Genomic DNA, 22,737 nt, shown 5'->3' on the forward strand with positions numbered 1-22,737 from the left:
CCGGGCGTCCTGTAACTGCCGTTCCTGGCCAATCGCCCTCGCTGCCGGCAGCAGGGCAAGCAGCAGAACGACTCCGAAGATCAGAGTATGCAGAGGTCTGGAACTAACCGTTCGTCTCCACTTGTTCCCGGGAAAAGTAGCAACCGCCGGCAATCGACACGATGATCAGCAGCACCCCGACCCCGTACACCAGGTTGCCGATCGTCTGGTCCCAGGCAAGGATGTTGAATTTCAGCAGCAGCCAGTTCCAGTCGTGGATCACGTCGCCACCGCCCAGGCTCACCATGGGGAGTTCCATGGCCGCGGCGTCCTTTACGTACACCGAGATGTTGAGAAAGTTCTGCCCCAGCCAGAAGAGGAGAGCCGTCGCCGAAAAGAACTCTCGCCGCGCCACGAAGTAGGCGCCGATCCCCACCGGCACCAGCAACTGCCCCAAGGTGCCGCCGATGACTAGCATGAACTCACCGAAATAGCCGAACAGCAGGTGGCCTGCCTCGTGGGCAATCAGGTCCACCCTGTCCAGCAGCGACGCCTCGTCCACGTTGCGGACGCAGACCACACCGTAGATCAGAAGCAGCAGGGTAAACACGGCTTTCAGGTAGTTGATGTTTTTTCGGTTCATGGTGCTGGGTATTTCTTCCGCTAGTTTTCATCCGGAAATGGTTCTTCTCAGCCCTGGCGATGCCAATGGTGTCAGACACAAACGACTTGGCAACGTAGCAACTCAAATTACTTTAACCGATCTTTCAACAATATGTGAGAGTCAGCTCCCAACATTTGACAGTATGTGGTTTTGTACACCGCACAAACAAATCGCAGATTATATGATCCTGTAGCTGACTTATCTATATTTTATTTTTACAAATTCGCCTTTGTTATGAGTGTATCGTTGATACCCTATTGTCTCTGAATCTATCCAGAAAACACCTACTACATTTGCATCACTATTTAGTTTATTAATTACATACTTATCACTTGCTGCTTTCAAGACATATACACCATCAAATTTGTTGAACACAATTGCATGATTCATTAGATTCCCGTCAAAATTTGATTCCCCAGCCCCTCCAATGGTGGCAATAATATTAGTGCTGAACGATGTGACATCAACTATAGCCACTTTGGCAATTGCCTCAGCATATCCATTTGGTTGGTAGACATAAAAGACTGTTTTCGAATCTATCCATCCACAACCATAAAATATGGGGGCTCTCTTAATTTCTTTATACGTCCTTCCAGAGTAAAGATATAACATTTTACCTTGAATCAATACTATATGATTCTTGTCTTTGACATCATATTTTGCAATACATCTTGACAATACAATACCAAGAATTATTACTACTAACACAAAAACAGTCAAAATTAATAATTTAATATATTTCACAAATGCCCCTTATTGAATATCTTGAATTCTAACATAATATCTAGGTTGATTTTTACTCGAAAAAGCTTCCGAAGTTTTCATAACACCATTTTCTGCCCCAACATTGAATATATACGGAACATTCTTCCCCCAACTACCACTTCTTCCCATATCCATTGGAGCTACAACTGCCACATGGCCATGACCTTTTGCGGTTACACCAGCAATTACAGTAATTCCCTTTTTTGCATAAACTACAGCCTCTTCCGGCTTAATTTCTTTGGCATATCTTTTATTCTGCAACTTCATAACTATCTGATTAGCATTCAATCCTACATAATCATAATTGCCACCCTCTTTTTCTATAGAACTTACTCCCACATTACAGTAAGTAGTATCACCTCTAGGTTGATATTGCTTGATATTAACTGTCTTTACACCTACTTTCATCAACTCATCTGGACTTTCAAACTTAGCATTACCATCAGGGTCAAAATAGTTCACTACATTGTTTTGGGCGTACCGATACAGATTCTCATCCCCCGCACTAAATCCAATCGGATCAACCTGGCTATACCGCCCCGCCTCCGGATCGTAGTACCGGTGCCAGTTGTAATGCAGCCCGGTCTCTTCATCTGCATACTGCCCAGGGAAGCGGAGGATGTTGGTAACGGTCGAGGCCGGGTCTACCGTGGCCTGGCCGAAGGCGCTGTAGCTGGCCTGCCAGACGACTGTACCCGCTTCGTCCGTCAGCCGCTGCGGCGTGCCCAGGTGGTCGTTGTGGTAGTAATAGTAATTCCCATTCTCTACCTGGAAGACGGGATTGGTCCCCCAGATGCTGTCCGGTAGCCAGCCGTAAGCCTTTTTGTTGGCGCCCGTAGCATCGTATTCCCCGATCAGCCCTTCGTCGGCGTAGATGAAACAGGTGGTGGTGCCGTTGACCGTTTTGCCGATCCGGCGGCCGAACGGGTCATAGGCGTAGGTTGCCGTGCTGCCGTCGGGCAGGCTTACCTGGACCAGCCGGTTGCGGACGTCGTAGCCGTAGGTCGTGGTCTGGCCGTTTATGGTTTTGGTCAGCGTGTTGCCGTTCTCGTCGTAGGTGTAGCTGGCCGTGGCGCTTGTCAGCAGTTCGTTGTTGCCGTTGTGGCTGTAGCCGCTGTTGGTCCGGTTGCCGGTCCTGTCGTAGCTGAAGCTTTCGCTGCCGGCGCTGGTCAGCTGGTAGGTGCCGTCGTAGCCGTAGTTCGTTGTCTGGGAGTCGGTGGTTCTTTGGGTGATGTTCCCGACGTTGTCGAAGCCGTACTGGCTGCTTGCCAGGGTGGCGGCGTTCTGCTTGGACTCGATGGCGCTGAGCCAGCTGTTGGCGTTGTAGCTGAAGTCAGTGGCTACGCCGTTGGGCATCGGTCTGCCTGGTGAGCAGTCCCGGCTTGACGCCGCCAGGGCGGAAAAGAACCGTTTCCGGCTATTCGTAGGCCGGCGTTGGCCGGTAGCTCACCTCGACGATGGTCAGGTTGGTGGTCCCGGCCGGCCGCCGGACCGTCACCTCTTCGCCCAGCCGCTTTCCCAGAAGCGCCTTGGCCACGGGGGAATCGATGCTGATGGCGCTTTTGGCCGGGTCGAACTCGTCGGGGCCGACGATCCGGTAGGTCGCCTCCTCCCCTTCCTCGTTCTCCACGGTGACCCAGGCGCCGAAATAGACCCGCTGCTGGTCGGTCGGCACGCTGTCCACCACCTTCAACACCTCCAGCCGCTTGGTCAGGAAGCGAACCCTCCGGTCGATCTCCCGCAGTCGCTTCTTGCCGTAGATGTATTCCGCATTCTCGGAGCGGTCCCCTTCGGCCGCCGCATCGGAAACCCGCTGGGTGGTGATGGGGCGCTCCACCTTCCAGAGATAGTCCAGCTCGTCGCGCAGCAGTTTAACCCCCTCGGGGGTGATGTAGTTGGATTGGCCCGGCACAGTCACCTCACAGCACACACAAAATTCAGACTACCATTTGTCGCCGCACGCACCGCGTCAGACCGAATCCCGGCAGGCAACGGCGTTTTTCTGCAGGATCTTGATCCGGCCGGTGTACATGTCGTAGATCCAGCCGTGGATGTTCACCTTCTGCTCGCGCATCGCCTTCCTGATGAACGGGTACTCCTGCAGGTGTTCGAGCTGGAGCCGCACGTTCTCCTCCACGATCAGCTGCATCCGCTTCTCGGGCTCGATGTCGATGTGGAGCGCCCGCAGCTTCTCGTCCACCCGCTCCTTGGCCTGGTAGGCGTTGATCAGCCAGATCGGGATGTACTTGTCGTCCTGGCTCTCCTCGTTCATGGCGTTGATCCCGCCGCACCCGTAGTGGCCGCAGACGACGATGTCGGGGATCTGGAGATGGTTGATGGTGAATTCCAGCACAGCAGAGAGGTTCCAGTCGTTGGTGGCGACCACGTTCCCCACGTTCCGGTGGACGAACACCTCCCCGGCTTTGGTCTGGGTGATGGTGTTCACCGGCACCCGGGAATCGGAGCAGCCGATCCAGAGGACCGTGGGGCGCTGCTCCTTGGCCAGGACCATGAAATGCTCGCTGTCCTTTTCAAAGATCTCGGTTACGAAGCGCTTGTTCCCGTCCAGCAGCGTCTTGATCATCGCATCCCCCCCGTGCCCGTTGCCGTGGCGCAATCTTGATCGACTGGCTAGATTATACCATGCAGGGGTTCTCCTTTCGCACCCAGTTCATCCACTTTTTTCTCGATCGCCGGGTCGTCCAGAAGCGGCGGCGCATGGTGCGGCTTCACGCGGGCATCCACAACCAGCGGGCCGGCGCACCCCCAGTGTCTGCACTGCTCCGATGCGGCAATGCCGTAGAGGTCGGCGGCCGGATTGGAACGGGTGAAAGCGACCCAGAGGAAATTGTTGAGGGTCCGGCTGACGAACTCGCTGTCGTCCACCACCAGCACCAGAGGGAAAGCGGCAATCGGGTCGTCCGGGCCAAAGAAGTCGCAGAAACCGGTCATGTCGGCTGTCAGGCACTCCCGGTAGTCGCTGCAGGCCGGCCCCTGCACGGCGAGGATGCCGGGGAGGCAGACGCGGGGGTTGCCGAAACCGTCGGGCAGGCGGAGACCGGCCGGCAGTTCCGTCGGCAGGACTCGCCGTTTCGGCCCGGCAGCGGCGATCACCACCTTCGAACCCTTGTTGAGCCCCTGTCCCGAATAATCCAGGGTATCGATGGTGGTGCGGGTCTGGAAATGAAGGTCGCGGCGCCAGTCGACCCGCTCTAGGCAGTGACAGAGGAATTCGTCGATATGGTGGATATCGGGGGGGGCATCCTCGTGGGCGGCGATGAAGAGGTATTTTGCCAGGGAGAGCTGCCCCTGGCCGAGGATGGCGTTGGCGATGGTGAGAAGCTCCATCGGTTCCCGCTCCTCGGCATAGGGAAGGTAGCGCTCGCTCCCCACGGCCAGGAGCAGCGGGTGGACCCCGGCGGCATCCACCGCGTGCACGGCCCGCACCCCGGAGATCACCGTCGGGATCAGCGGCCCGGTCAGCTCGTGGATAAAGGCGCCGAAGGTCGTGTCCTCCTGGGGGGGGCGGCCGACCGAGGTGAAGGGCCAGATGGCGCCGTCGCGGTGATAGACCTCTTCCACCTGCAGCACCGGGAAGTCGTGGACCAGGCTGTAGTAGCCGAGATGATCGCCGAACGGCCCTTCGGGCAGGGTCCGCTGCAGGTCGACGGTGCCGCAGATGCAGAAGTCGGCCTCTGCCGGGATCGGCAGCTCACCCTCCCGGCAGATCACGGGGAGACGGTGCCCCCCCAGAAGCCCGGCAAAGGCAAGTTCCGGCATCCCTTCGGGGAGCGGCATCACCGCTGCCACGGTCAGCGACGGCGGGCCGCCGACGAAGACATTGACCTTGAGCGGCTTCCCCAGCTCCAGGGCCTCGGCATGGTGGACGCCGAGACCGCGGTGGATCTGGTAGTGGAGCCCGACCTCCCGGTTCGTCCGGTAGGCGTTGCCCGACAGCTGCACCCGGTACATCCCCAGGTTGGAGGCGCGGATGCCGGGCTTTGCCGGGCTCTCGGAATAGACCTGGGGGAGCGTGACAAAGGGGCCGCCGTCGTTTTGCCAGGAAACCAGCTGCGGCAGTTTATCGATGGCGGTCCGGTTGGCAATGGCCGGCCCGCTCCCCACGGTGCGGGGCAGAAGATGCCAGGCGCCGGGGATCGCCTTCATCAGCGAGGCCGGATTCTTCAACGCTTCTGCCGGGTTGATCTTGAGCGCCACCAGCGCCTCGATGGCTGCCAGGGAGTCGCGAAAGAGGTAACGCGCCCGCTCCAGGGTGCCGAACAGGTTGCCGAGCATGGGGAAGCCGCACCCCTTCACGTTGGTGAACAAAAGCGCCGGCCCCCCGGCCCGGTAGACCCGGCGCTGGATCGCCCCCACTTCGAGATACGGGTCGGTTTCCCGCTCTATGGTCACCAGCTGGCCGGTGGCCGTCAGATCGCGAACCGTTTCCCGGAGATTTCGATAGCCCATCCGCTCCCCCTCCTTGCCGTTGCTGACTGTATGTAGTCCACTCCTTCGGGCGCGTCAACGAAAAAGCGCCGTCTGCCCGGCCGCAGCCAAGGGCGCTTGATTTCCGCCGTCTCTGGTCTACAGTTTAGCAGGCTCTCCATCCGGAAACTCCGGATGGGCACCGGACTCCCCCAGGCTAGAAGGATCGGCATGCACCGTCTCACCCTCTTCAAAAAGCTGCTGCTGGCAATGCTGCTGATCTCCCTGGTGCCGCTCTTTATCTCCTCGGTCATCCTCTTCGTCAACCTGCGCACCACCAGCCACGAGCTTGCCGAGCGGATCGCCGCGTCGGTGGACCTGCAGGCCTCCGAGAACCTGGAGATGCGGGCGCGCCAGATCGCCGCCAACGTGGCAGCCTACCTGAAAGACTGCGAGGCGGACCTGCGGCTGGCAGCGAGCCTTGCCGACTCTCAGGGGTCGCTTGCCGCTTTCTACGCCAGCCGCAACGACGAGATCTGGTACCGCGGCGGCACCGCAACCAGACCGCAGGAGGTCAGGGAGACGATCCCCCGCTACTGGTCGCTGGAGATCGTCGACCGAACGGGCGAGCAGCGGTTCGTGATCCGCCACGGCCGCCGGCTCACACCCGTCGAACTGGTGAATGTGGCCGATCCGGCCAATACCGAATTCAAAAGCGAGCGCTATTTTGCCGACACCATCAATCTCAAGCAGGGTGAGATCCAGGTCTCCCACCTGACTGGATTCCACGTCGGCAAGGCCGAGCAGCTCGGCAACGCCACCGAGCCCGAGCTGGCCGCCGGCGGCAAGGAATACCGGGGCGTCATCCGTTTCTCCACCCCGCTCTACTCCAAAAGCGGCGACCTTCGCGGGATCATGGTCCTCTCCCTCGACCACCGCCACCTGATGGAATTCACCCAGCACGTCCTTCCCGGCAAGGTCGGGGAGACGGTCTTCCCCTCCTACCGCAGCGGCAACTACGCCTTCATGTTCGACGACGAGGGGTGGATGATCACCCATCCCAAGTTCTGGGACATCCGGGGGGTGGATGCCGCGGGGCGCCAGGTCCCTCCCTACACCGCCAACTCCAGCAAGGAGGATATCGCAGCGGGCCGCATCCCCTACAACCTGGACCATGCCGGCTTCATCCACCCCAACTACCCGGTGGCGGCCCGCCAGGTCCGCGAGCACAAGAGCGGCTACGTGGACGTGACCAATGTGGGGGGAGCGAAAAAGGTCATGGCCTTTGCCCCAATCCCCTATACCACCGGCCCCTATCGGCGTTACGGCATCTTCGGCGGGGTGACCATCGGCTTCCAGGCCGATCTGTTCCATGAGCCTGCCAGGGCCGCTGTGGAGATTATCGACAGCCAGCTGCGCGGCCATGTGGGGGAAAGCGTCCTGATCCTGTTCGCCACCGCCCTTTTAACCCTGGCAGCGGCCTGGCTCCTCTCCCGCAGCATCACCCGGCCGCTGGCCCTGCTCACCCGCCAGGCCCGCATGCTCGCCGAGGGGGGGCACGGCACCAGGGTGGAGGTTGCGGGAGAGGACGAGCTGGGGGAGCTTGCCTCCGACTTCAACCGGATGGCCGACGAGCTGGAACGGCGCAACAGCAGCCTGATGGACACCCTGTCCGAGCTGGAGCGCTCCCGGCAGCAGATCATAGAGGAGAGGAACTTCAAAGAGAGCATCCTGGGGAGTATCTCCAGCGCCATCCTCTCCTTTTCCCCCTCGGGCATCCTCCTCTCGGTCAACCGTTACGGCATGGAGCTGCTCGCCCCTCATGCCTCTCCCGGCATCTTCTTCGCCGACCTGTTCCGGGAATGGGAACCGCTGGCAAAGCGGTTCGCCACGGTGCTTGAGACCCGCAGCGGCTATGGCAGAACGCCGCTGATCCTGATCGACCAGGGGAGGCGGCGCCACTTCGACATCGGCATGTTCCCCATCGGCAGCGGGGCAGCGCAGGGGGTGACGGTCACCATCCGGGAAGAAACCGAAAAAGAGCGGATGCGCGAGGAAATGACCCGCATGGACCGGTTCGCCTCGCTGGGCAAGCTGTCGGCCGGCATCGCCCACGAGGTGCGCAACCCCCTCACCGGGATCACGCTCCTTCTGGACGACCTCCACGACCGGCCCGGACTCGATCCGGATACCCAGTCGATGGTTGGCAAGGCGCTTGCAGAAATCGAACGGGTGGAGAGGCTGATCTCGTCGCTGCTCACCTACGCTTCCCCACCCCGGGCCCGGTTCGCCACGGCGGATCTGAACCTGGCGGTCCAGGACAGCGTCATCCTGTTCCGGCGCGCCTGCGAGAAGCAGGGGGTGGAGCTCTCCTGCACCCCCGGACCGCTCCCCCCCTTCTCCTTCGACATGGACCAGGTGAAGCAGGTGCTCCTGAACCTGATCGCCAACGCCCTGGACGCGGTGCCGGCAGGAGGGAGGATCGTCATCGCCACGGCCCGCAAGGAGCGGCACGCCGTCATCACAGTTGCCGACACCGGTCCGGGGATTCCGGCCGACGACATCCCGCTCCTGTTCGAGCCGTTCTTCAGCCGCAAGTCGGCCGGCACCGGACTGGGGCTCTCCATTGCCCAGCGGATCATCGAGGACCACCACGGGAGCATCGACGTAACGAGCGTTCCCGGCAAGGGGACCCTCTTCACCATTTCCCTCCCCCTTGGCGGAGAAGAGATCCTGCCAACAGGGGAGAGACCACGGACAGAGCATGGAAAAGATCCTGATCATTGACGACGAGTCGTTCATCCGCGAGAACGTCCAGCGGATCCTGGCCGAGGATGGCTACCAGGTCCTCACCGCTGCCGACGGCACCGCGGCCCAGGAGCTGGTGGCGGGCGAAGAGATTGACCTGGCGCTGCTCGACCTGAACCTGGGGCGGGAAAACGGCATCGACGTGCTCAAATCCTTGAAGGAGCTCGATCCGGAACTGCTGGTCATCATCATCACCGGCTTCGGCTCGGTGGAAAGCGCCGTGGCAGCCCTCAAGATGGGTGCCTTCCACTACATGAAAAAGCCGTTCAAGGCCGATGCGCTGCGGGTCATCGTCAAACTCGCCCTGCAGACCACCAGCCTGAAACGGGAGGTCCGCGCCATCCGCCAGGGTGCTCTGGAATTCTTCGAAAAGGTGCCGATGGTGGGGGTGAGCGCCGCCCTGAAGGAGATCATCCGCCAGGCGCGCGAAGTGGCCCGCTATGCCGGCGCCACAGTGCTCATCACCGGCGAGTCGGGCACCGGCAAGGAGCTGGTGGCCAAGGCGATCCACCATCTCTCCGACCGGTGCGAGGCGCCGTTCATCGAGATCAACTGCGCCTCTATCCCGGTCAACCTCCTGGAGAGCGAGCTCTTCGGCCACGAAAAGGGGGCCTTCACCGATGCGTCCAGCCGCAAGCCAGGGCTGTTCGAGACCGCCAACAAGGGGACCATCTTCCTCGACGAGATTGGCGAGATGGAGCCGGCCATGCAGGCCAAGCTGCTCCGGGTCCTGGAGAGCCGCCAGATCAGGCGCGTCGGCGGGACCAGGAACATCGAGGTGGATGTGCGCGTCATCTCCGCCACCAACCGCAATCTCAAGGAGGCGATCCGCGACGGCCGGTTCCGCGAGGATCTCTACTACCGGCTGAATGTCTTCCCGATTCATATCCCGCCGCTGCGGGAGCGGCGCGAGGACATCCCCGCCATTGCCGCCTTTTACCTGGACAAATACAGCAAGGCCTTTTCCCGCGGCTTTCACGACATGGACCCGGCGGCCCGCCAGCTGCTGGAGGCCTACCCCTGGCCCGGCAACATCCGCGAGTTGAAAAACGTCATCGAAAAGATCTGCATCATCCACCAGGGGCCGTTGCTGCTCCCGGCCTATCTGCCGGCCGAGATCAAGGGTGAGGAGACCTCCCGGCAGGCCAGCGCAGCGGACGAGCTGAGCCAGGTGGCGCACGTCGGGCTGGAAGAGGCGCTGGCGCGCTACGAACACCGGCTCATCTCAACCGCCCTGGACCAGTGCGACGGCAATGTCCTCAAGGCGGCCCAACTGCTCGGGATTCCCCGCGGCACCCTTCGCTACCGGATGGCCCGCCTCGGTCTCTGAATACCCTATCCCAGAACACTGTTGCGCAATGTAAAAATGGCGGAAATCCGCCACCGCCACTGGCGGATTTCCGCCACCGGAATAGTGCAGACCCATCCCCCGCATCCCCCTGTTTTCGCGAATGGCAGAGAATGCAACGGCTTTCCGCACTGCCGTGATCTGGCATCATGATTGCTCAAAACATTTTTTCATAAGGGGCGGAACCTCCCTCCCTGTCCGGGTTGTTGACCACCGGAAACCTGCTATTCTTAAGAGAAAACCCACCAAAGGAGGAGCACATGAACAGAAGAATCGTTGCCCTGGCAACAGCACTCTGCCTGGCCCTGCCAGGAGCAGCCCTGGCGGCAAAGGTAAAGATCGGCTTCATCAACTCCATCACCGGTCCCGAGGCCCCCATCGGCGAGAACCTGACCAACGGGGTCACCCTTGCCATCGAAGACCTGAAAAAGAAGAAGATCGACGTGGAACTCCTCAAGGAGGACGATACCGGCAAGCCGCAGATCTCCATGAGCGCCATGGAGAAGCTGGCAGGCCAGGGTGTCGCCGGCGTGGTGGGCCCCTATACCTCGGCATGTGCCAACGCCGTTGCCAAGCTGGCCGAAAAGTACAAGGTCCCCCTGCTCGTCCCGGCAGCTGCCAAGGAAGAGATCACCCGCCAGGGCTTCAAGTGGGTCTACCGCCTGAACGCACCGGCCGACCAGTACGCCTCGTCGCTCATCGACGCAGCCCTTGCCATGGGCAAGCCGAAGACCATCGCCTTTATCTACGAGAACACCGATTTCGGCACCTCCACGGTTAAGACTGCCAAAGCTTATGTGGCCAAGAAAGGGATCAAGGTCGTTGCTGACGAGTCCTACTCCAAGGGATCGCCCGACTACCGCTCCACCCTGACCAAGATCAAGGCCGAAAAGCCCGACCTGGTCTTCATGGTCTCCTACGTGGCCGACGCCATCCTTTTGATGCGCCAGTCACGTGAGGTCGGACTCCAGCCACAGGCATTCCTCGGCGGCGGCGCCGGCTTCACCACGGTCCAGTTCGCCAAGGAAAAGGCGATATCCAACAACGTCTTTTCCACCACCCAGTGGACCGACGACGTGAACTGGCCCGGCGCCAAGGACTTCTTCAACCGCTACAAGGCAAAGTTCGGCAAGGAGCCGACCTATCATGCCGCCTGCGCCTACCAGGCAATGGTCATCATGGGCGAAACCGCCGCAGCCAATGGCGGCGACCGTGAAAAGACTCGCGCCGGACTCAGGTCGGGGAGCTGGAAAGGGATCATGGGCGAGGTGAAGTTCGAGGACTATGATGGGTTCAACAACCAGAACCGCCACCAGATGCTGATCCTGCAGATCCAGAACGGCAACTTCGAGACGGTCTTCCCGATCAAGTTCGCCTCCAAAAAGCCGGTATTCCCCTTCCCGCGCTGGAAATAGCATCAATCGCCGCACGCCCTGAGCCGCTGGAGACGACAGATCCAGCGACTCAGGGCTGCCAGCCGGCGACCCCTGGCCACCAGTTCTCATCGGAGAGAGTTCATGACCATTTTTCTGCAATCGGTAATCAGTGGTGTCCTGATCGGCGGGGTCTATGCCCTCATCGGCATCGGCCTGACCATCATCTTCGGCGTGATGCGGGTCATCAACTTTGCCCACGGCGACCTGCTGATGGTCGGCATGTACCTGACCTACAACCTGTTCACCCTGACGGGGATCGACCCGTTCGTCTCGATCATCATTACCATCCCGCTCATGTTCCTGTTCGGCGCCTTTCTACAGAAGGTGTTCATCAACCGGATGATCGGCAGCCTCCCCCAGAACCAGATCCTGCTCACCATCGGCATGGGGCTGATCATGAGCAACACCATGATGCTGATCTACACCTCGGATTACAAGATTCTCTCCACCTCCTACTCCTCAGACAGCATCCAGATCCTCCAGTCGGTGGTAAATCCCGATAAATACGAACGGCTCTACAACAAGGGGAACCATCTCGTTGCCAAGGCGCTCGGCGCACCGGCCGATGACGCCATCCCCCTCCTCGCAAAGGCTGACACGCGCTACGCAGAGGCTCTCAAAGTGAAGCCCGATCAGTACCGGGCACTCAACAACTGGGGCGTGGCACTGACCGGCCAGGCCCGGTTGAAGAAAGGTGCAGAAGCGGATGCCCTGGCCGCAAAGGCAGAGGAAAAACTGGACGCCGCAGCGGCACTCACCCCCGACGACTTTGACATCGCCTATAACCGGAGCGCCGTCCTCGCCTTCAGGGCTTCCAAAGCCCACGGCGCGGATGCCGACGCCCTGTTCAAGAAGACATATGCGGCCCTGCAGGCAGCCAACGAGCTGCAGGCCGACGATTACGACCTCCTCAACCTCTGGTCGGCCACCCTGTTCAACGAAGCCGCGTTGAAGTCCGGCAGCGAGACAGAGCGGCTCGTTGCGGCTGCCTACGAGAAATACGCCGCGGCCCAGGCGGCAAAGCCGACCGCGGAAGACGCAACAGCCGAGCCCGTGCCCGATGCGAAAAAATCACCGGCAGAGATGCGGGACATCCTCGGCAAGGGATTGGCCTCCTTTACCCCGAAGCTCAAAGTCAAGGCAGACAAGCGCGATGCCGGCATCTCCGTCTCCACCCCGCTGGCCATCTCTTTCGTCATCACCGCCTTCATCACCCTGATCCTCTACTGGTTCCTGATGAAGACCGATACCGGCCAGGCGATCCGCGCCACGGCCCAGGACCGCGAGGCTGCCCAGCTGATGGGGATCAACGTCAAGTGGATGTCCATTCTCGCCTTCGGCATGGGCTCCTCCCTGGCGGGCACTGCCGGGGCTCTGGTCTCGCCGACCTACTACATCTTCCCCCAGATCGGCAGCATCTTCACCCTGAAGGCCTTTGTCATCACAGTGCTGGGAGGGATGGGGAGCATCGTCGGCGCCACCCTCGGCGGCATCATCATCGGCATCGCCGAGTCGGTCAGCGCAGTCTACATCTCGTCCGGCTGGAAGGATGTGGTCGTGTTCGTCCTGTTCCTGCTGGTCCTTCTCTTCAAGCCGTCCGGACTGCTCGGCAAATCAAGAATGTAGCGGGGTTGCATGCAATGAAATTTACCGACGTTTCCATGGGCAACACCAGGGGCATCTCCCCGGTCGCGGTCATACTCTGGCTGGTCATCCTGACGGGCCTGTTCCTGTTCCCCAAGGCGGTGGAAAGCCCCTATGCCCTGCACATTATGATCCTCTTCTTCCTCAGCACCATCATGGGGGAGAGCTGGAACATCCTGGGTGGCTACACCGGACAGTACTCGGTCGGCCATGCCGCCTATTTCGGCGCCGGGGCCTACACCACCATGATCCTGATGCAGTTCAGGCAGATCCCCCCCTGGTACGGCATGCTGGCAGGGATCGTCGTCGCCCTGGTGGTCTCCCTGATCATCGGCTCCATCTGTTTCCGGCTGCGCGGACCGTACTTTGTCCTCGCCTCCATCGCCGTGGCGGAGATCCTCCGGCTCACGGCCATGAACCTGAAGGATCTGACCAACGGCGCCGAAGGTATCCTCGCAACCGAAATCCCCCCCTTTACGCTGGGGGGGACCGTCATTACCGACTTCCTGACCAAGGTGCCTTTCTACTACATCGGCCTGGTCGTGGCCCTGCTGACGATCCTGGTTACCTGGCTGGTGCAGAATTCCAAGCTCGGCTACTACTTCCAGGCGATCCGCGAGGACCAGGATGCCGCCCACTCCCTGGGGATCAACCTCACCATCTACAAAAACGTCGCCCTGGCCATCTCGGCGGTCTTCACCTCGCTGGCCGGCAGCTTCTACGCCATCTACATCGGCTTCATCGACCCGCCCACGGTCCTGTCGCTCGACAACTCGGTGCAGATCGTCCTGATCTGCATCATCGGGGGCATCGGCACTATCTGGGGGCCGGTCATCGGCTCACTGGTGCTGGTCCCGCTCTCCGAGGCGCTGCGCAGCAACCTCATCGCCCAGGTCTTTTTCAAGTTGGGCGTTGCCGAGGAGTCGGGATTCGGTATCTTCCTCAAGGAGCATCTGGCCCACGCCCATGCCCTGATCTACGGGATTCTGGTGGTGGTTGTCATCCTCTTCATGCCGGACGGGGTCCTGGGCTATGTAAAGAAGCTGACGGCAAAGAAGAAATAAAACCGGATTGCGTAGGGGCGCCGCTTGCTGCGCCCTGTATGACCATGGGCGCAGCAAGCGGCGCCCCTACAAAGGAACACGCCACATGCCAATTCTGGAAATACACCATGTCAGCAAGTTTTTCGGCGGCCTGGCCGCCAACTCGGATGTCTCCTTTCTGATGGAGGAGGGGATGATCATGGGTCTTATCGGCCCCAACGGTGCCGGTAAGACCACCCTCTTCAACTGCATCACCGGCTATTATCCCCCCACCAAGGGAGAGGTCCTCTTCAAAGGGATGCGGATGAACGGACTGCAACCGGACAAGGTCTGCAAACTGGGGATGGTGCGCACCTGGCAGAAGGTGCGCCCCCTGGCCAAGCTCTCCGTGGTCGACAACGTCATGGTGGGCGCCCTCTGCCGGACCAATTCCCTGAAGGTCGCACGGGAGATGGCCATGGAGCAGATCCGGGTGGTGCGGCTGGAGCACAAGGTTGACTTCCCGGCGGGCGGGCTCCCCATCGGCGAGCGGAAAAAGCTGGAAGTGGCGCGGGTGCTGGCCACCAAGCCACAACTGCTCCTGCTCGACGAGGTCATGGGAGGGCTGAACCCTGCCGAAAGCGACGAGATCATCCAGCTGATCCTGGAGATCAAGAAGACCGGCATCACCCAGATGGTCATCGAACACGACATGAAGGCGATCATGCGGATCTCCGACCGGATCGTGGTGTTGAACTCCGGCGAAAAGCTGGCAGAAGGGACGCCGGAGGAGATCGTCAACAATCCGGACGTAGTCACGGCATATCTGGGAGAGGCACATGCTTAAGCTCGACAAACTCAACTTCAGCTACGGCGATCTGAAGGTCCTCTGGGACATCGACCTGGAGGTCCACAAGGGGGAGATCGTCACCGTGGTCGGCGCCAACGGCGCGGGCAAATCCACCACCCTCAAGAACATCTCGCGCCTGGTTGCCTGGGAATCGGGCTCCATCACCTTCGATAACAACGACCTTGCCAAACTGGAACCGCACCAGGTCGTGGAGATGGGGATCGTGCACGTGCCGGAGGGGCGCAAGATCTTCCCGGAGATGACGGTGGTGGAGAACCTGCGCATGGGTTCTTTCATCAAGAGCGCCCGGCCCGACCGCGAAGCCAACATCGACAAGGTCTTCAGCCTGTTTCCCCGCCTCAAGGAGCGCGAAAAGCAATTGGGGGGGACCATGTCAGGCGGGGAACAGCAGATGCTCGCCATCGCCAGGGGGCTGATGGCCAACCCCAAGGTGCTGCTCCTGGACGAGCCGTCGCTCGGCCTCGCCCCGCTCCTGGTCAAGTTCATCTTCGACATCATCCAGGAGATCAACCGCCAGGGGGTGACGGTCCTCTTGGTGGAACAGAACGTCTACCAGTCGCTGCGTATCGCCCACCGGGCCTATGTCCTGGAAACGGGACGGGTGGTCCTGACCGGCACCGGCGAGGCGCTTCTGAACGACGATCACGTCAAGAAAGCCTTTTTGGGAATGTAACGGACCGGTGGTCCCAGACCGGCAATTCCGGAGGAACGTATGACCAAAGTCGAGAAATGGATGACGCGCAACCCCATCACCATCGAAGCGGACTCTTCCGTCATCGAGGCAATACACCTGATGAAGGAAAAAGAGATCCGGCGTCTGCCGGTGATGCACAACGGCGCCTTTGTCGGTCTCATCACCGACCGGATGATCAAGGAGTACACCCCCAGCAAGGCAACGGCCCTGGACACCTGGGAAATCCACTACCTCCTTTCCAAGACCCCGGTCAAGGAGGCGATGAACCCCACCCCCTTCACCGTGACACCGGACATGGATCTGACCGATGCGGCCCAGCTCATCCACGACCGGAAACTGTACGGTCTCTGCGTAGTAGACGCGGACAAGCGCCTGGTGGGGATCCTGACCACCACCAACATTCTCGAAGCGCTCATTGCCATCTGCAAAAATCCTCAGACTTGCTCTGAGTGAAGGAAGATGCTATAGTGCCCGGCCAGATGAATAATCGCAAATTTATGCATTGACAGGAACGACCTGATGAAGTATCTTCATTAGAAATTCCTTCGATAGCGATACTGCCCAACCATCCGCGAGGGTGGGACGGAAAGCCTACGGGTCTCACCGAGACAGCCGGGTTGCCGAACTATCAATAGTCCGATAGATAGCGTCTACCCGGCTTTTTTCATATCTGCACAGCCAATCAACGTACTTCCGGCATGGGCGCAGGACGGTCGTTATCCCCTCAACCCCCGCTGAATGCCCGCGTACGGATTGACAAGAGGTATGTATACTGTAGACTGTTTCCGATGCATATTCTAACGATGGAGCATGCTCTATGAAGCGTCTGGCAGGTTTGGCACCACTCCTCTCCCTCATGCTGCCGGGTTTTGCCTTTGCAGCCGATCTGAACGTCGACGGCACCACGCTGCTCAGGATAGAGGAGCGGAGCGCCCCCGGCTTTTCCAAGCAGACAGTTGCTCCTGCGACCCAGTTTTTGGGAATCGACGCTACCGACGTCGGCGCAAAGGGCTTGTCGTTCCATCTCTATGGATGGGGACGGGCCGATCTGGCCGACAAGAGCGCCGGGGATGAAAAAACCGACGCGAACCTCACCTATGGCTACGTCAAATATCGCAAAGGCTTCCCCAACGCCGCCCTGATCGGCAAGGCTGGCCGTTTCTTCGTTTTCGAGGGGATCATCAACGAGCAGGTCGACGGGGCCCAGGCCCAGTTGATCCTTCCCCGGGGATTCACCCTGTCGGCCTTCGGCGGTGTTCCGGTCAAACTCGACCGCAGCAGCAACACCAAGGGAGACCTGATCGGCGGAGGCCGCCTCGGTTTCCGCTATGGCGGCATCATCGACGTGGGGCTTTCCGGTCTGCACGAGAGGAATGCCTACCTGGACACCATGGCCCGCGCTGACCGGCAACTGGTCGGCGGCGATATCTGGATCGCCCCGCACCGCATGGTCGACATCACCGGCCGCAGCAGCTATAACGCAACCACCGAAGACTTTGCCGAGCACTCCTACCAGATGAACATACGTCCCGGCCACGGCCTCACCGTTGCCGCCGATTTCAGCGACATCAGCGCCAAGGACTTCACCACCTTTGCCAACATGGTCTTCAACACCTTCAACTCCTCCAGCAACGACAACATGAAGAGTTACGGCGGCAGCCTCACCTACAGCGCCTTCAAGCCGATAGAAATCTTTGTCGAATACAAGCATTTCAAACGCGATGTCACCGGCAGCGCCGACAAGTTCGGCGGCGAGATCCGCGCTTCGCTGCTCGATGGGGCTCTCAACCCCGGCTTCGGCTACCGCAGGGTCTCATCCTCCAGCACCGGCAGCATCCCCTCCTATAACGAAATCCGTGCCTTTGCCTCGTATGTCAAAGGGGCCTATTCAGCCAGCGTCGACTTCATAACCGATCTGTACGACAAGCAGTTCTACGGCACGGACTCCGACTACGCCTATGAACTGAGCGGCTCGCTCGGTTACCGGATCTCGCCGGTTGTGCATCTTTCCGGAGATCTGAGCTACGGTGCCAATCCTGACTACAAGGATCAGGTCAAAGGGCTCGTGCGCCTCACCTTCAGCTATTCAACGGTAAAAGGAGCACCGCAATGATGAAGCATGGTATCGCCTGCCTGTGCGCCCTGCTGGCACTGGTGGCTTTGACCGCCTGCAGCCAGAATATTTCGCCGAAACCGGCCCTGCCCCCTGTGGGACACCCCGAGCCCCTGCCACAGGGTCGCCCGATCTGTTCCGACTGCCATGAAGTGCCGATGAAGGATTCCCAGAAGTCTTATGCCGTTCTGGACCACACAGCGACCTTCGTCAAGGACCATCGCTTTGCAGCCGCCAGTGAAGCCGGGAGTTGCGCGATCTGTCACAAGGAATCGTTCTGTAACGAGTGCCATGCCAACTATGTGGAGGTCAAGCCGTCGACCCTGCATGGCGATCGGCCCGATCGTGATCTCCCCCACCGCGGCGACTATCTCAGCCGGCACAAGGTGGATGGGAGGCTCGACCCGGCAAGCTGTTACCGTTGCCACGGTCGAACGAACAACGAAAAATGCGTGACATGCCATCGCCACTAGCACGTAGCTCCTGGCCCGTGGCTTCCGGCCCGTGGGACATGACGGACCACCCGCTGCGAGCCATACGCCACAAACCCTGAGGTGACTCAATGCAACAACATCGACCCCTCTTTCAACTGCTCACCTTGGCAGCCTTCTGTACAGCGCTCTGCTCCTGCGGCACGGCCAATGACGCGGCTCCATCCCTGAATGCCGTCGGTCAGCACCCCAGCGACTGGTTAAGCAGCCACGGCGCAGGGTATGCCACCTATCCCGACCAGTGCCGCCAGTGCCACGGACAGGAGCTTACCGGGGGGATTACCGGCATCGGCTGCTCGGACTGCCACCTGGGCCCCCACCCGGTGCCGTTTCCGAGCCATCGGCTGAACACCAACCAGACCAACGACTGCGCCCCCTGTCATGGCGCCACCCTGCAAGGGAGCGGCAACGCACCGTCGTGCACCTCCTGCCACCTGCTGCTTCCGGCCGGAACCGTGCCGGTTCTCAACCAGTGCAACAGTTGCCACGGTAACCCGCCCAACGGCGCGGTCTACCCCAATATCTCCGGGCTGCACGCCAAGCACACGAATCTCGCTTATGTCGCCACCACCTGCACGATCTGCCACAGTGGCGGCGGCAGCGGCACAGCGACACACGGCAGCCAGCTCACCGTAGCCTTCCGCAGCACCTATAACGAGAACGGCGTCATCGCCAGTCGCGCTACCAACGGCACCTGCAGCGGCGTCAGTTGCCACGGCGGAGTGACTACCCCGGCCTGGAGCGCCGGCAGGATCAACGTATCCACCGACTGCTCCATCTGCCACGTCGACGGCACGGCCCTGCCGGCAGCCACCAAACCGTACAACAGCTTCTATTCAGGCCAGCATACCCTGCATGCCATAACTTACGCAATCCCCTGTAGGGACTGCCATAACATGTCCATCACCAGCGGCGGCAACAGCCACTTCAGCAACCTGAGCACCCACAGCCTGGAGCTCGCCCCGGCGCTGACGATACGGCCCGAGGTCGTTTACAGTGGCGGCAGTTGCACCCCCGGAACGACGCCACCGGCAAACACCTTTGTCTTTGGGCATTGTCATGAAACCAAACCCTGGTAACGCGTAACAGACACGAGCTGTGCACCATCCGGAGGCTGACGAGGATGAAACAACGTATAACGGAACATAACCGCATACTATCCGTCATGGTCACACTGCTGCTGGCGCTACTCGTTGCCGCTGCTGCGTTCGGGGCGACCGCACCTGTCGTCACCAACCAGACCCCCATCAGCACCGGGCTGAGCACACCGGTACGGGTAGTGGCCGATAGTGCCGGCAACCTCTATGTCGCCGACCCGCGGGCGCGGGGGATCATGCAGTACACCCCTGCAGGAAACCTGATCTCGCGCATCAGCACGACAAAACCTCCCATGGGGATTGCTTTTACGGCCGGCAATGACCTGCTGGTCAGCCAAGGGACCTATGTCGCCCTGCTCTCACGCAACGGCAGCTTTGCCGAAACCCGCCAACTGGCTCCCACCGGTGGCTTCAAGATGGCCAACGGCATTGCCGTGGCCAGCGACGGCACGATATTCGTCACCGACAGTCTGGACGACTGCGTGCATGTCTTTAATGCCAACTACAGCTACCGCAGCCGCTTCGGCACCACCGGCACCGCAACCGGCCAGTTCAGCCTTCCCACGGGCATCGCCTACGAAAAGGCCGCCAACCAGGTAGCGGTTGCCGACACGCTCAACAGCCGCATCCAGTTCTTCTCCACGGCCGGTGTCTTCCAGAAGGTGCTCGGCAGCCCAGGGATGCCACCCACCGGCAACAGCGGCCCCCCCTATGCCAATACCACGGTCTACCTGAGTTCTCCCCAGAATATCTCGTTCGAGTACACGCGGGACACGACACCGCAGCTTTCCAGGATCTTTATCGTCGACTCCTTCCAGAGTATCGTCCAGACAGTCGATCCGGCGAACAATGCGCTCCTGCTCATCATCGGCAGATACGGCGTACACGCGTCGCAGGGCGAACTGTTCGTCCCTGCCGATGTCCTGTTCGAACCAACCACCAACCGCCTCTTCGTTGCCAACGGCCAGGGGAACCTGGCCATCTTCGGCATCGACGGCGGCGCCGCCGGTTCCGACACCGTCCCGCCATTGGTAACGGTCGTGCCGCGGCCCGGCACGTCAACCGTCACCAACGTGTCGTCCATTACCCTCACCGGCACCGTCAACGAAACCGCCACCATTACGGTTACCGCCAATACCGCAGCCGTGATCGGCCCGGTCACCTTCCCCACCGCTACAACCTGGACCTGCACCGTTTCCGGGCTGGTCAGCGGTGCCAATATCATCTCCGTCAAGGGAACGGACCTGGCAGGCAACCAGTCGGCAACCCAGAGTCTGACGGTTACCTACAGCCCCACTGCTCCGGCATTGACGGTCAACGCCGTCACCTCGCCGACCCGGAATACCTCGCTCACCCTGTCGGGTACCGTAGCCACGGGCGCGACCGTCACCGTGACCGCCGATACAGCCGCAAGCGTCGGCAGCGTAACGCAAAGCGGAACCTCCTGGAGCACGCCGGTTTCGAACCTGCCCAATGGCGATACGATCCTGACGGTCACTGCCACCGCCTCCGGCCTTCCCAACGCCGTGGCTACGGCACTCGTGACCGTCCACAACATTACGCCCGCCCTGACCGTCTCGACTCTGACCAATGGCAGCACTTCAGCCTCGCCACTGCTCAACGTCTCCGGAATCACCGACACCGGCGATATCAGCGCTGCGGTTCTCACCTTCAACGGCCAGCAGCAGGCCCCGGTACCGGTAGTCAACGGCCAGTTCCACACCATGGTCCAGTTGCAGCCGGGGAGCAACACTCTGGTGGTCAGCGTCACCGACACGGTCGGCAACAGCGTGTCGGAAACGCGCACCATCGCCTATGACGGCACTGCGCCGAACCTCGATATCACGACGCCTGCCGACGGATCGGCCGTCACCGCCACCACACTGCCCGTCATCGCAACCGCTCCGGTCGGCACCGTTTCCGGCACGCTTTACAAGCCGGACGGCAATACTGCTCCCATCACCTTCAGCCAGAGCGGCACCACCTGGACAGCCAGCCCGAGTCCGATCCTCGATGCCGGCATAGGCCTCTACACCGTCGACGTGACCGTAACGTCGGGCAGCCTGTCGAGCCACGGCAAGCGGACCATCCTGCTCGTCGATGCGACTGCACAGCCGACCCTCATCATCGACGGCCCGGTATCCGACCGGTTCGTCAACAGCTCGACCGCCACGATCACCGGCACCACCAGCGGCTCCAGCATAACCGTGACCGTCAACGGCACCACCCAGGCCGCGGACCTCAGTACCGGCACCTTCTCCATCCCGCTCACCTTCGGTGCCGAAGGTCCCTACGCAGTTATGGTTACGGTCTTCGACGCAGCCGGAAATGCCACGACCAACACCCGGACGCTGGTCTATGCCATCTCGGGGCCGGACCTGTCGCTTACCAGCCAATCGTCGACCCTGATCTCCGGTACCGGTACCCCCGGCTCAACGGTCTATATCAACGACAGCGCCGGCGTACAGGTCGGCACGACCGTCATCCCCAACAGCGGCATCTGGAGCATCACCCTGGCCGGCACCGAATCGGCGCCGCTGAATATCTACGCAATCGGCCCGACCGGCACCAGCTCGCGAAACGGCAAGATCACCGGTGGTGCGGGAGAACCGACCATCGTCGATGCCTACCGGGCACTGCGTATCGCAGCCCGCATCGAGCACGCCACCAGCGACCAGCTCTTGCGCGGCGACGTGGCACCGCTGGTGTCCGCACTGCCGCGGCCCGACGGCAGGATCACCGTCGCCGATGTGGTTGCGATCCTGCAACGGGTGCTCGGCATCGCCTGGCAGTAAGATGCACAACGACTCTTTTACAAAGGACAGACCATGAAACGGATCATTCCCATAGCTGGCATACTCACCATGGCGCTCATGTCACAGGGGTGCGGCAGCGGCGCCTCCGCGCCGGTGGTCAGCACCAAGCAGGTGTTCGTCTCCTTCTCGACCAATGCCACGCCAGTGGCAGGCCCGAGCGGCGTGGAATTCGACGTGATCCTGCCGGAGAACGTCACGGTTCCCCTCAAAGCCGGCACCACCAACGAAGTCTCCGTGACCGCCCTTACCACCGCCAACCGGCTCAGTGCTTCGTTAAGCATCCTTGCCAGCTATACCTCTCTACCCACCACCCCGCCGACGAAAAAGGTCCATATTGCGGCCTTGGATATCTCCGGCACACCGACGACGATCAACTACGGCAAATTCCTCACCCTGACCTGCACCTATGCCTCGACTCTGCAGGCAACGGACATCACCAGCCTGAACCCGGCAGGGAGCTTGAATTTCATCGGCACATATAACAACGTCAATCCGGATATCACAACGATCCTGAGCGAACCGCAATTGTCGATTTCCATAACGAATTGATCCGACCTCTGT

Annotated in this window: 18 protein-coding genes, 2 pseudogenes and 1 riboswitch; of the genes and pseudogenes, 14 read left to right on the top strand and 6 right to left on the bottom strand. The window is 60.6% G+C overall.

Features of this window, described 5'->3' with window-relative positions:
• Positions 1-103: 103 nt before the first annotated feature.
• From GJT30_14240 to GJT30_14265, 6 genes are all read right to left on the bottom strand, one after another.
• The gene (locus GJT30_14240) at positions 104-622 is read right to left on the bottom strand and encodes a hypothetical protein (protein MSM40772.1); all 519 of its coding nucleotides are present in this window, start codon (positions 620-622) and stop codon (positions 104-106) included.
• Positions 623-841: 219 nt separating this feature from the next.
• Entirely contained in the window at positions 842-1,387 is a 546-nt protein-coding gene (locus GJT30_14245; GenBank protein MSM40773.1) for a hypothetical protein, read from the bottom strand.
• Positions 1,388-1,396: 9 nt separating this feature from the next.
• Positions 1,397-2,764, bottom strand: a complete 1,368-nt coding sequence (locus GJT30_14250; protein MSM40774.1) for a hypothetical protein — start codon at positions 2,762-2,764, stop codon at positions 1,397-1,399.
• Positions 2,765-2,825: 61 nt separating this feature from the next.
• A complete protein-coding gene (greB, locus tag GJT30_14255) occupies positions 2,826-3,320 on the bottom strand; it encodes a transcription elongation factor GreB (protein ID MSM40775.1) in 495 nt (164 codons plus the stop codon).
• A 57-nt stretch (positions 3,321-3,377) separates the two neighbouring features.
• Positions 3,378-3,992, bottom strand: a complete 615-nt coding sequence (locus GJT30_14260; GenBank protein ID MSM40776.1) for a carbonic anhydrase — start codon at positions 3,990-3,992, stop codon at positions 3,378-3,380.
• Between the two features lie 47 nt (positions 3,993-4,039).
• Positions 4,040-5,878, bottom strand: a complete 1,839-nt coding sequence (locus GJT30_14265) for a 3-octaprenyl-4-hydroxybenzoate carboxy-lyase (protein ID MSM40777.1) — start codon at positions 5,876-5,878, stop codon at positions 4,040-4,042.
• A gap of 189 nt (positions 5,879-6,067) precedes the next feature.
• Here GJT30_14265 and GJT30_14270 point away from each other — a divergent pair, with 189 nt between their 5' ends.
• The 14 genes and pseudogenes from GJT30_14270 (at position 6,068) to GJT30_14335 (ending at position 22,725) form a co-directional block, all read left to right on the top strand.
• Positions 6,068-8,623, top strand: coding sequence for a HAMP domain-containing protein (locus GJT30_14270; GenBank protein MSM40778.1), 2,556 nt, complete (start codon positions 6,068-6,070; stop codon positions 8,621-8,623).
• The gene (locus GJT30_14275; protein ID MSM40779.1) at positions 8,601-9,974 is read left to right on the top strand and encodes a response regulator; all 1,374 of its coding nucleotides are present in this window, start codon (positions 8,601-8,603) and stop codon (positions 9,972-9,974) included. Before GJT30_14270 ends, GJT30_14275 begins: the two co-directional genes overlap by 23 nt.
• 278 nt (positions 9,975-10,252) lie before the next feature.
• Positions 10,253-11,407: an ABC transporter substrate-binding protein gene (locus tag GJT30_14280; GenBank protein MSM40780.1), complete on the top strand. Its 1,155-nt coding sequence runs from the start codon at positions 10,253-10,255 to the stop codon at positions 11,405-11,407.
• A gap of 102 nt (positions 11,408-11,509) precedes the next feature.
• Positions 11,510-11,890, top strand: a pseudogene (locus tag GJT30_14285) (branched-chain amino acid ABC transporter permease).
• 699 nt (positions 11,891-12,589) lie between these two features.
• Positions 12,590-13,054, top strand: a pseudogene (locus tag GJT30_14290) (branched-chain amino acid ABC transporter permease).
• Positions 13,055-13,068: 14 nt separating this feature from the next.
• Complete coding sequence (locus GJT30_14295; protein MSM40781.1) at positions 13,069-14,136, top strand: branched-chain amino acid ABC transporter permease; 1,068 nt, start codon at positions 13,069-13,071, stop codon at positions 14,134-14,136.
• Between the two features lie 85 nt (positions 14,137-14,221).
• Positions 14,222-14,941 carry an ATP-binding cassette domain-containing protein gene (locus tag GJT30_14300; GenBank protein ID MSM40782.1) on the top strand — a complete coding sequence of 240 codons (720 nt, stop codon included), beginning with the start codon at positions 14,222-14,224 and terminating at the stop codon, positions 14,939-14,941.
• Positions 14,934-15,638, top strand: coding sequence for an ATP-binding cassette domain-containing protein (locus GJT30_14305; protein MSM40783.1), 705 nt, complete (start codon positions 14,934-14,936; stop codon positions 15,636-15,638). The genes GJT30_14300 and GJT30_14305 overlap by 8 nt, the downstream gene beginning before the upstream one ends.
• 39 nt (positions 15,639-15,677) lie before the next feature.
• Positions 15,678-16,112: a CBS domain-containing protein gene (locus GJT30_14310; GenBank protein MSM40784.1), complete on the top strand. Its 435-nt coding sequence runs from the start codon at positions 15,678-15,680 to the stop codon at positions 16,110-16,112.
• A 96-nt stretch (positions 16,113-16,208) separates the two neighbouring features.
• A riboswitch (cyclic di-GMP riboswitch) is annotated at positions 16,209-16,284 on the top strand.
• A gap of 192 nt (positions 16,285-16,476) precedes the next feature.
• Positions 16,477-17,772: a hypothetical protein gene (locus tag GJT30_14315; protein ID MSM40785.1), complete on the top strand. Its 1,296-nt coding sequence runs from the start codon at positions 16,477-16,479 to the stop codon at positions 17,770-17,772.
• Positions 17,769-18,245, top strand: a complete 477-nt coding sequence (locus GJT30_14320; GenBank protein ID MSM40786.1) for a cytochrome C — start codon at positions 17,769-17,771, stop codon at positions 18,243-18,245. The genes GJT30_14315 and GJT30_14320 overlap by 4 nt, the downstream gene beginning before the upstream one ends.
• A gap of 89 nt (positions 18,246-18,334) precedes the next feature.
• Positions 18,335-19,342: a CxxxxCH/CxxCH domain-containing protein gene (locus tag GJT30_14325; protein MSM40787.1), complete on the top strand. Its 1,008-nt coding sequence runs from the start codon at positions 18,335-18,337 to the stop codon at positions 19,340-19,342.
• A gap of 44 nt (positions 19,343-19,386) precedes the next feature.
• On the top strand, positions 19,387-22,155 hold the full coding sequence (locus tag GJT30_14330; protein MSM40788.1) for a hypothetical protein: 2,769 nt from the start codon (positions 19,387-19,389) through the stop codon (positions 22,153-22,155).
• Positions 22,156-22,188: 33 nt separating this feature from the next.
• Positions 22,189-22,725 carry a hypothetical protein gene (locus GJT30_14335; GenBank protein ID MSM40789.1) on the top strand — a complete coding sequence of 179 codons (537 nt, stop codon included), beginning with the start codon at positions 22,189-22,191 and terminating at the stop codon, positions 22,723-22,725.
• The last annotated feature ends 12 nt before the right edge of the window (positions 22,726-22,737 follow it).

The organism is Geobacter sp. (assembly GCA_009684525.1).
GTDB lineage: Bacteria > Desulfobacterota > Desulfuromonadia > Geobacterales > DSM-12255 > Geoanaerobacter.

What these genes read in the sequence shown, in the direction of transcription:
- GJT30_14260 (MSM40776.1), bottom strand. Translation starts at nt 3,992, where the DNA reads ATGATCAAGACGCTGCTGGACGGGAACAAGCGCTTCGTAACCGAGATC.
- GJT30_14320 (MSM40786.1), top strand. Translation starts at nt 17,769, where the DNA reads ATGATGAAGCATGGTATCGCCTGCCTGTGCGCCCTGCTGGCACTGGTG.
- GJT30_14325 (MSM40787.1), top strand. Translation starts at nt 18,335, where the DNA reads ATGCAACAACATCGACCCCTCTTTCAACTGCTCACCTTGGCAGCCTTC.
- GJT30_14335 (MSM40789.1), top strand. Translation starts at nt 22,189, where the DNA reads ATGAAACGGATCATTCCCATAGCTGGCATACTCACCATGGCGCTCATG.
- GJT30_14330 (MSM40788.1), top strand. Translation starts at nt 19,387, where the DNA reads ATGAAACAACGTATAACGGAACATAACCGCATACTATCCGTCATGGTC.
- GJT30_14280 (MSM40780.1), top strand. Translation starts at nt 10,253, where the DNA reads ATGAACAGAAGAATCGTTGCCCTGGCAACAGCACTCTGCCTGGCCCTG.
- GJT30_14315 (MSM40785.1), top strand. Translation starts at nt 16,477, where the DNA reads ATGAAGCGTCTGGCAGGTTTGGCACCACTCCTCTCCCTCATGCTGCCG.
- GJT30_14275 (MSM40779.1), top strand. Translation starts at nt 8,601, where the DNA reads ATGGAAAAGATCCTGATCATTGACGACGAGTCGTTCATCCGCGAGAAC.
- GJT30_14265 (MSM40777.1), bottom strand. Translation starts at nt 5,878, where the DNA reads ATGGGCTATCGAAATCTCCGGGAAACGGTTCGCGATCTGACGGCCACC.
- GJT30_14310 (MSM40784.1), top strand. Translation starts at nt 15,678, where the DNA reads ATGACCAAAGTCGAGAAATGGATGACGCGCAACCCCATCACCATCGAA.
- GJT30_14300 (MSM40782.1), top strand. Translation starts at nt 14,222, where the DNA reads ATGCCAATTCTGGAAATACACCATGTCAGCAAGTTTTTCGGCGGCCTG.
- GJT30_14250 (MSM40774.1), bottom strand. Translation starts at nt 2,764, where the DNA reads ATGCCCAACGGCGTAGCCACTGACTTCAGCTACAACGCCAACAGCTGG.
- GJT30_14305 (MSM40783.1), top strand. Translation starts at nt 14,934, where the DNA reads ATGCTTAAGCTCGACAAACTCAACTTCAGCTACGGCGATCTGAAGGTC.
- GJT30_14270 (MSM40778.1), top strand. Translation starts at nt 6,068, where the DNA reads ATGCACCGTCTCACCCTCTTCAAAAAGCTGCTGCTGGCAATGCTGCTG.
- GJT30_14240 (MSM40772.1), bottom strand. Translation starts at nt 622, where the DNA reads ATGAACCGAAAAAACATCAACTACCTGAAAGCCGTGTTTACCCTGCTG.
- GJT30_14295 (MSM40781.1), top strand. Translation starts at nt 13,069, where the DNA reads ATGAAATTTACCGACGTTTCCATGGGCAACACCAGGGGCATCTCCCCG.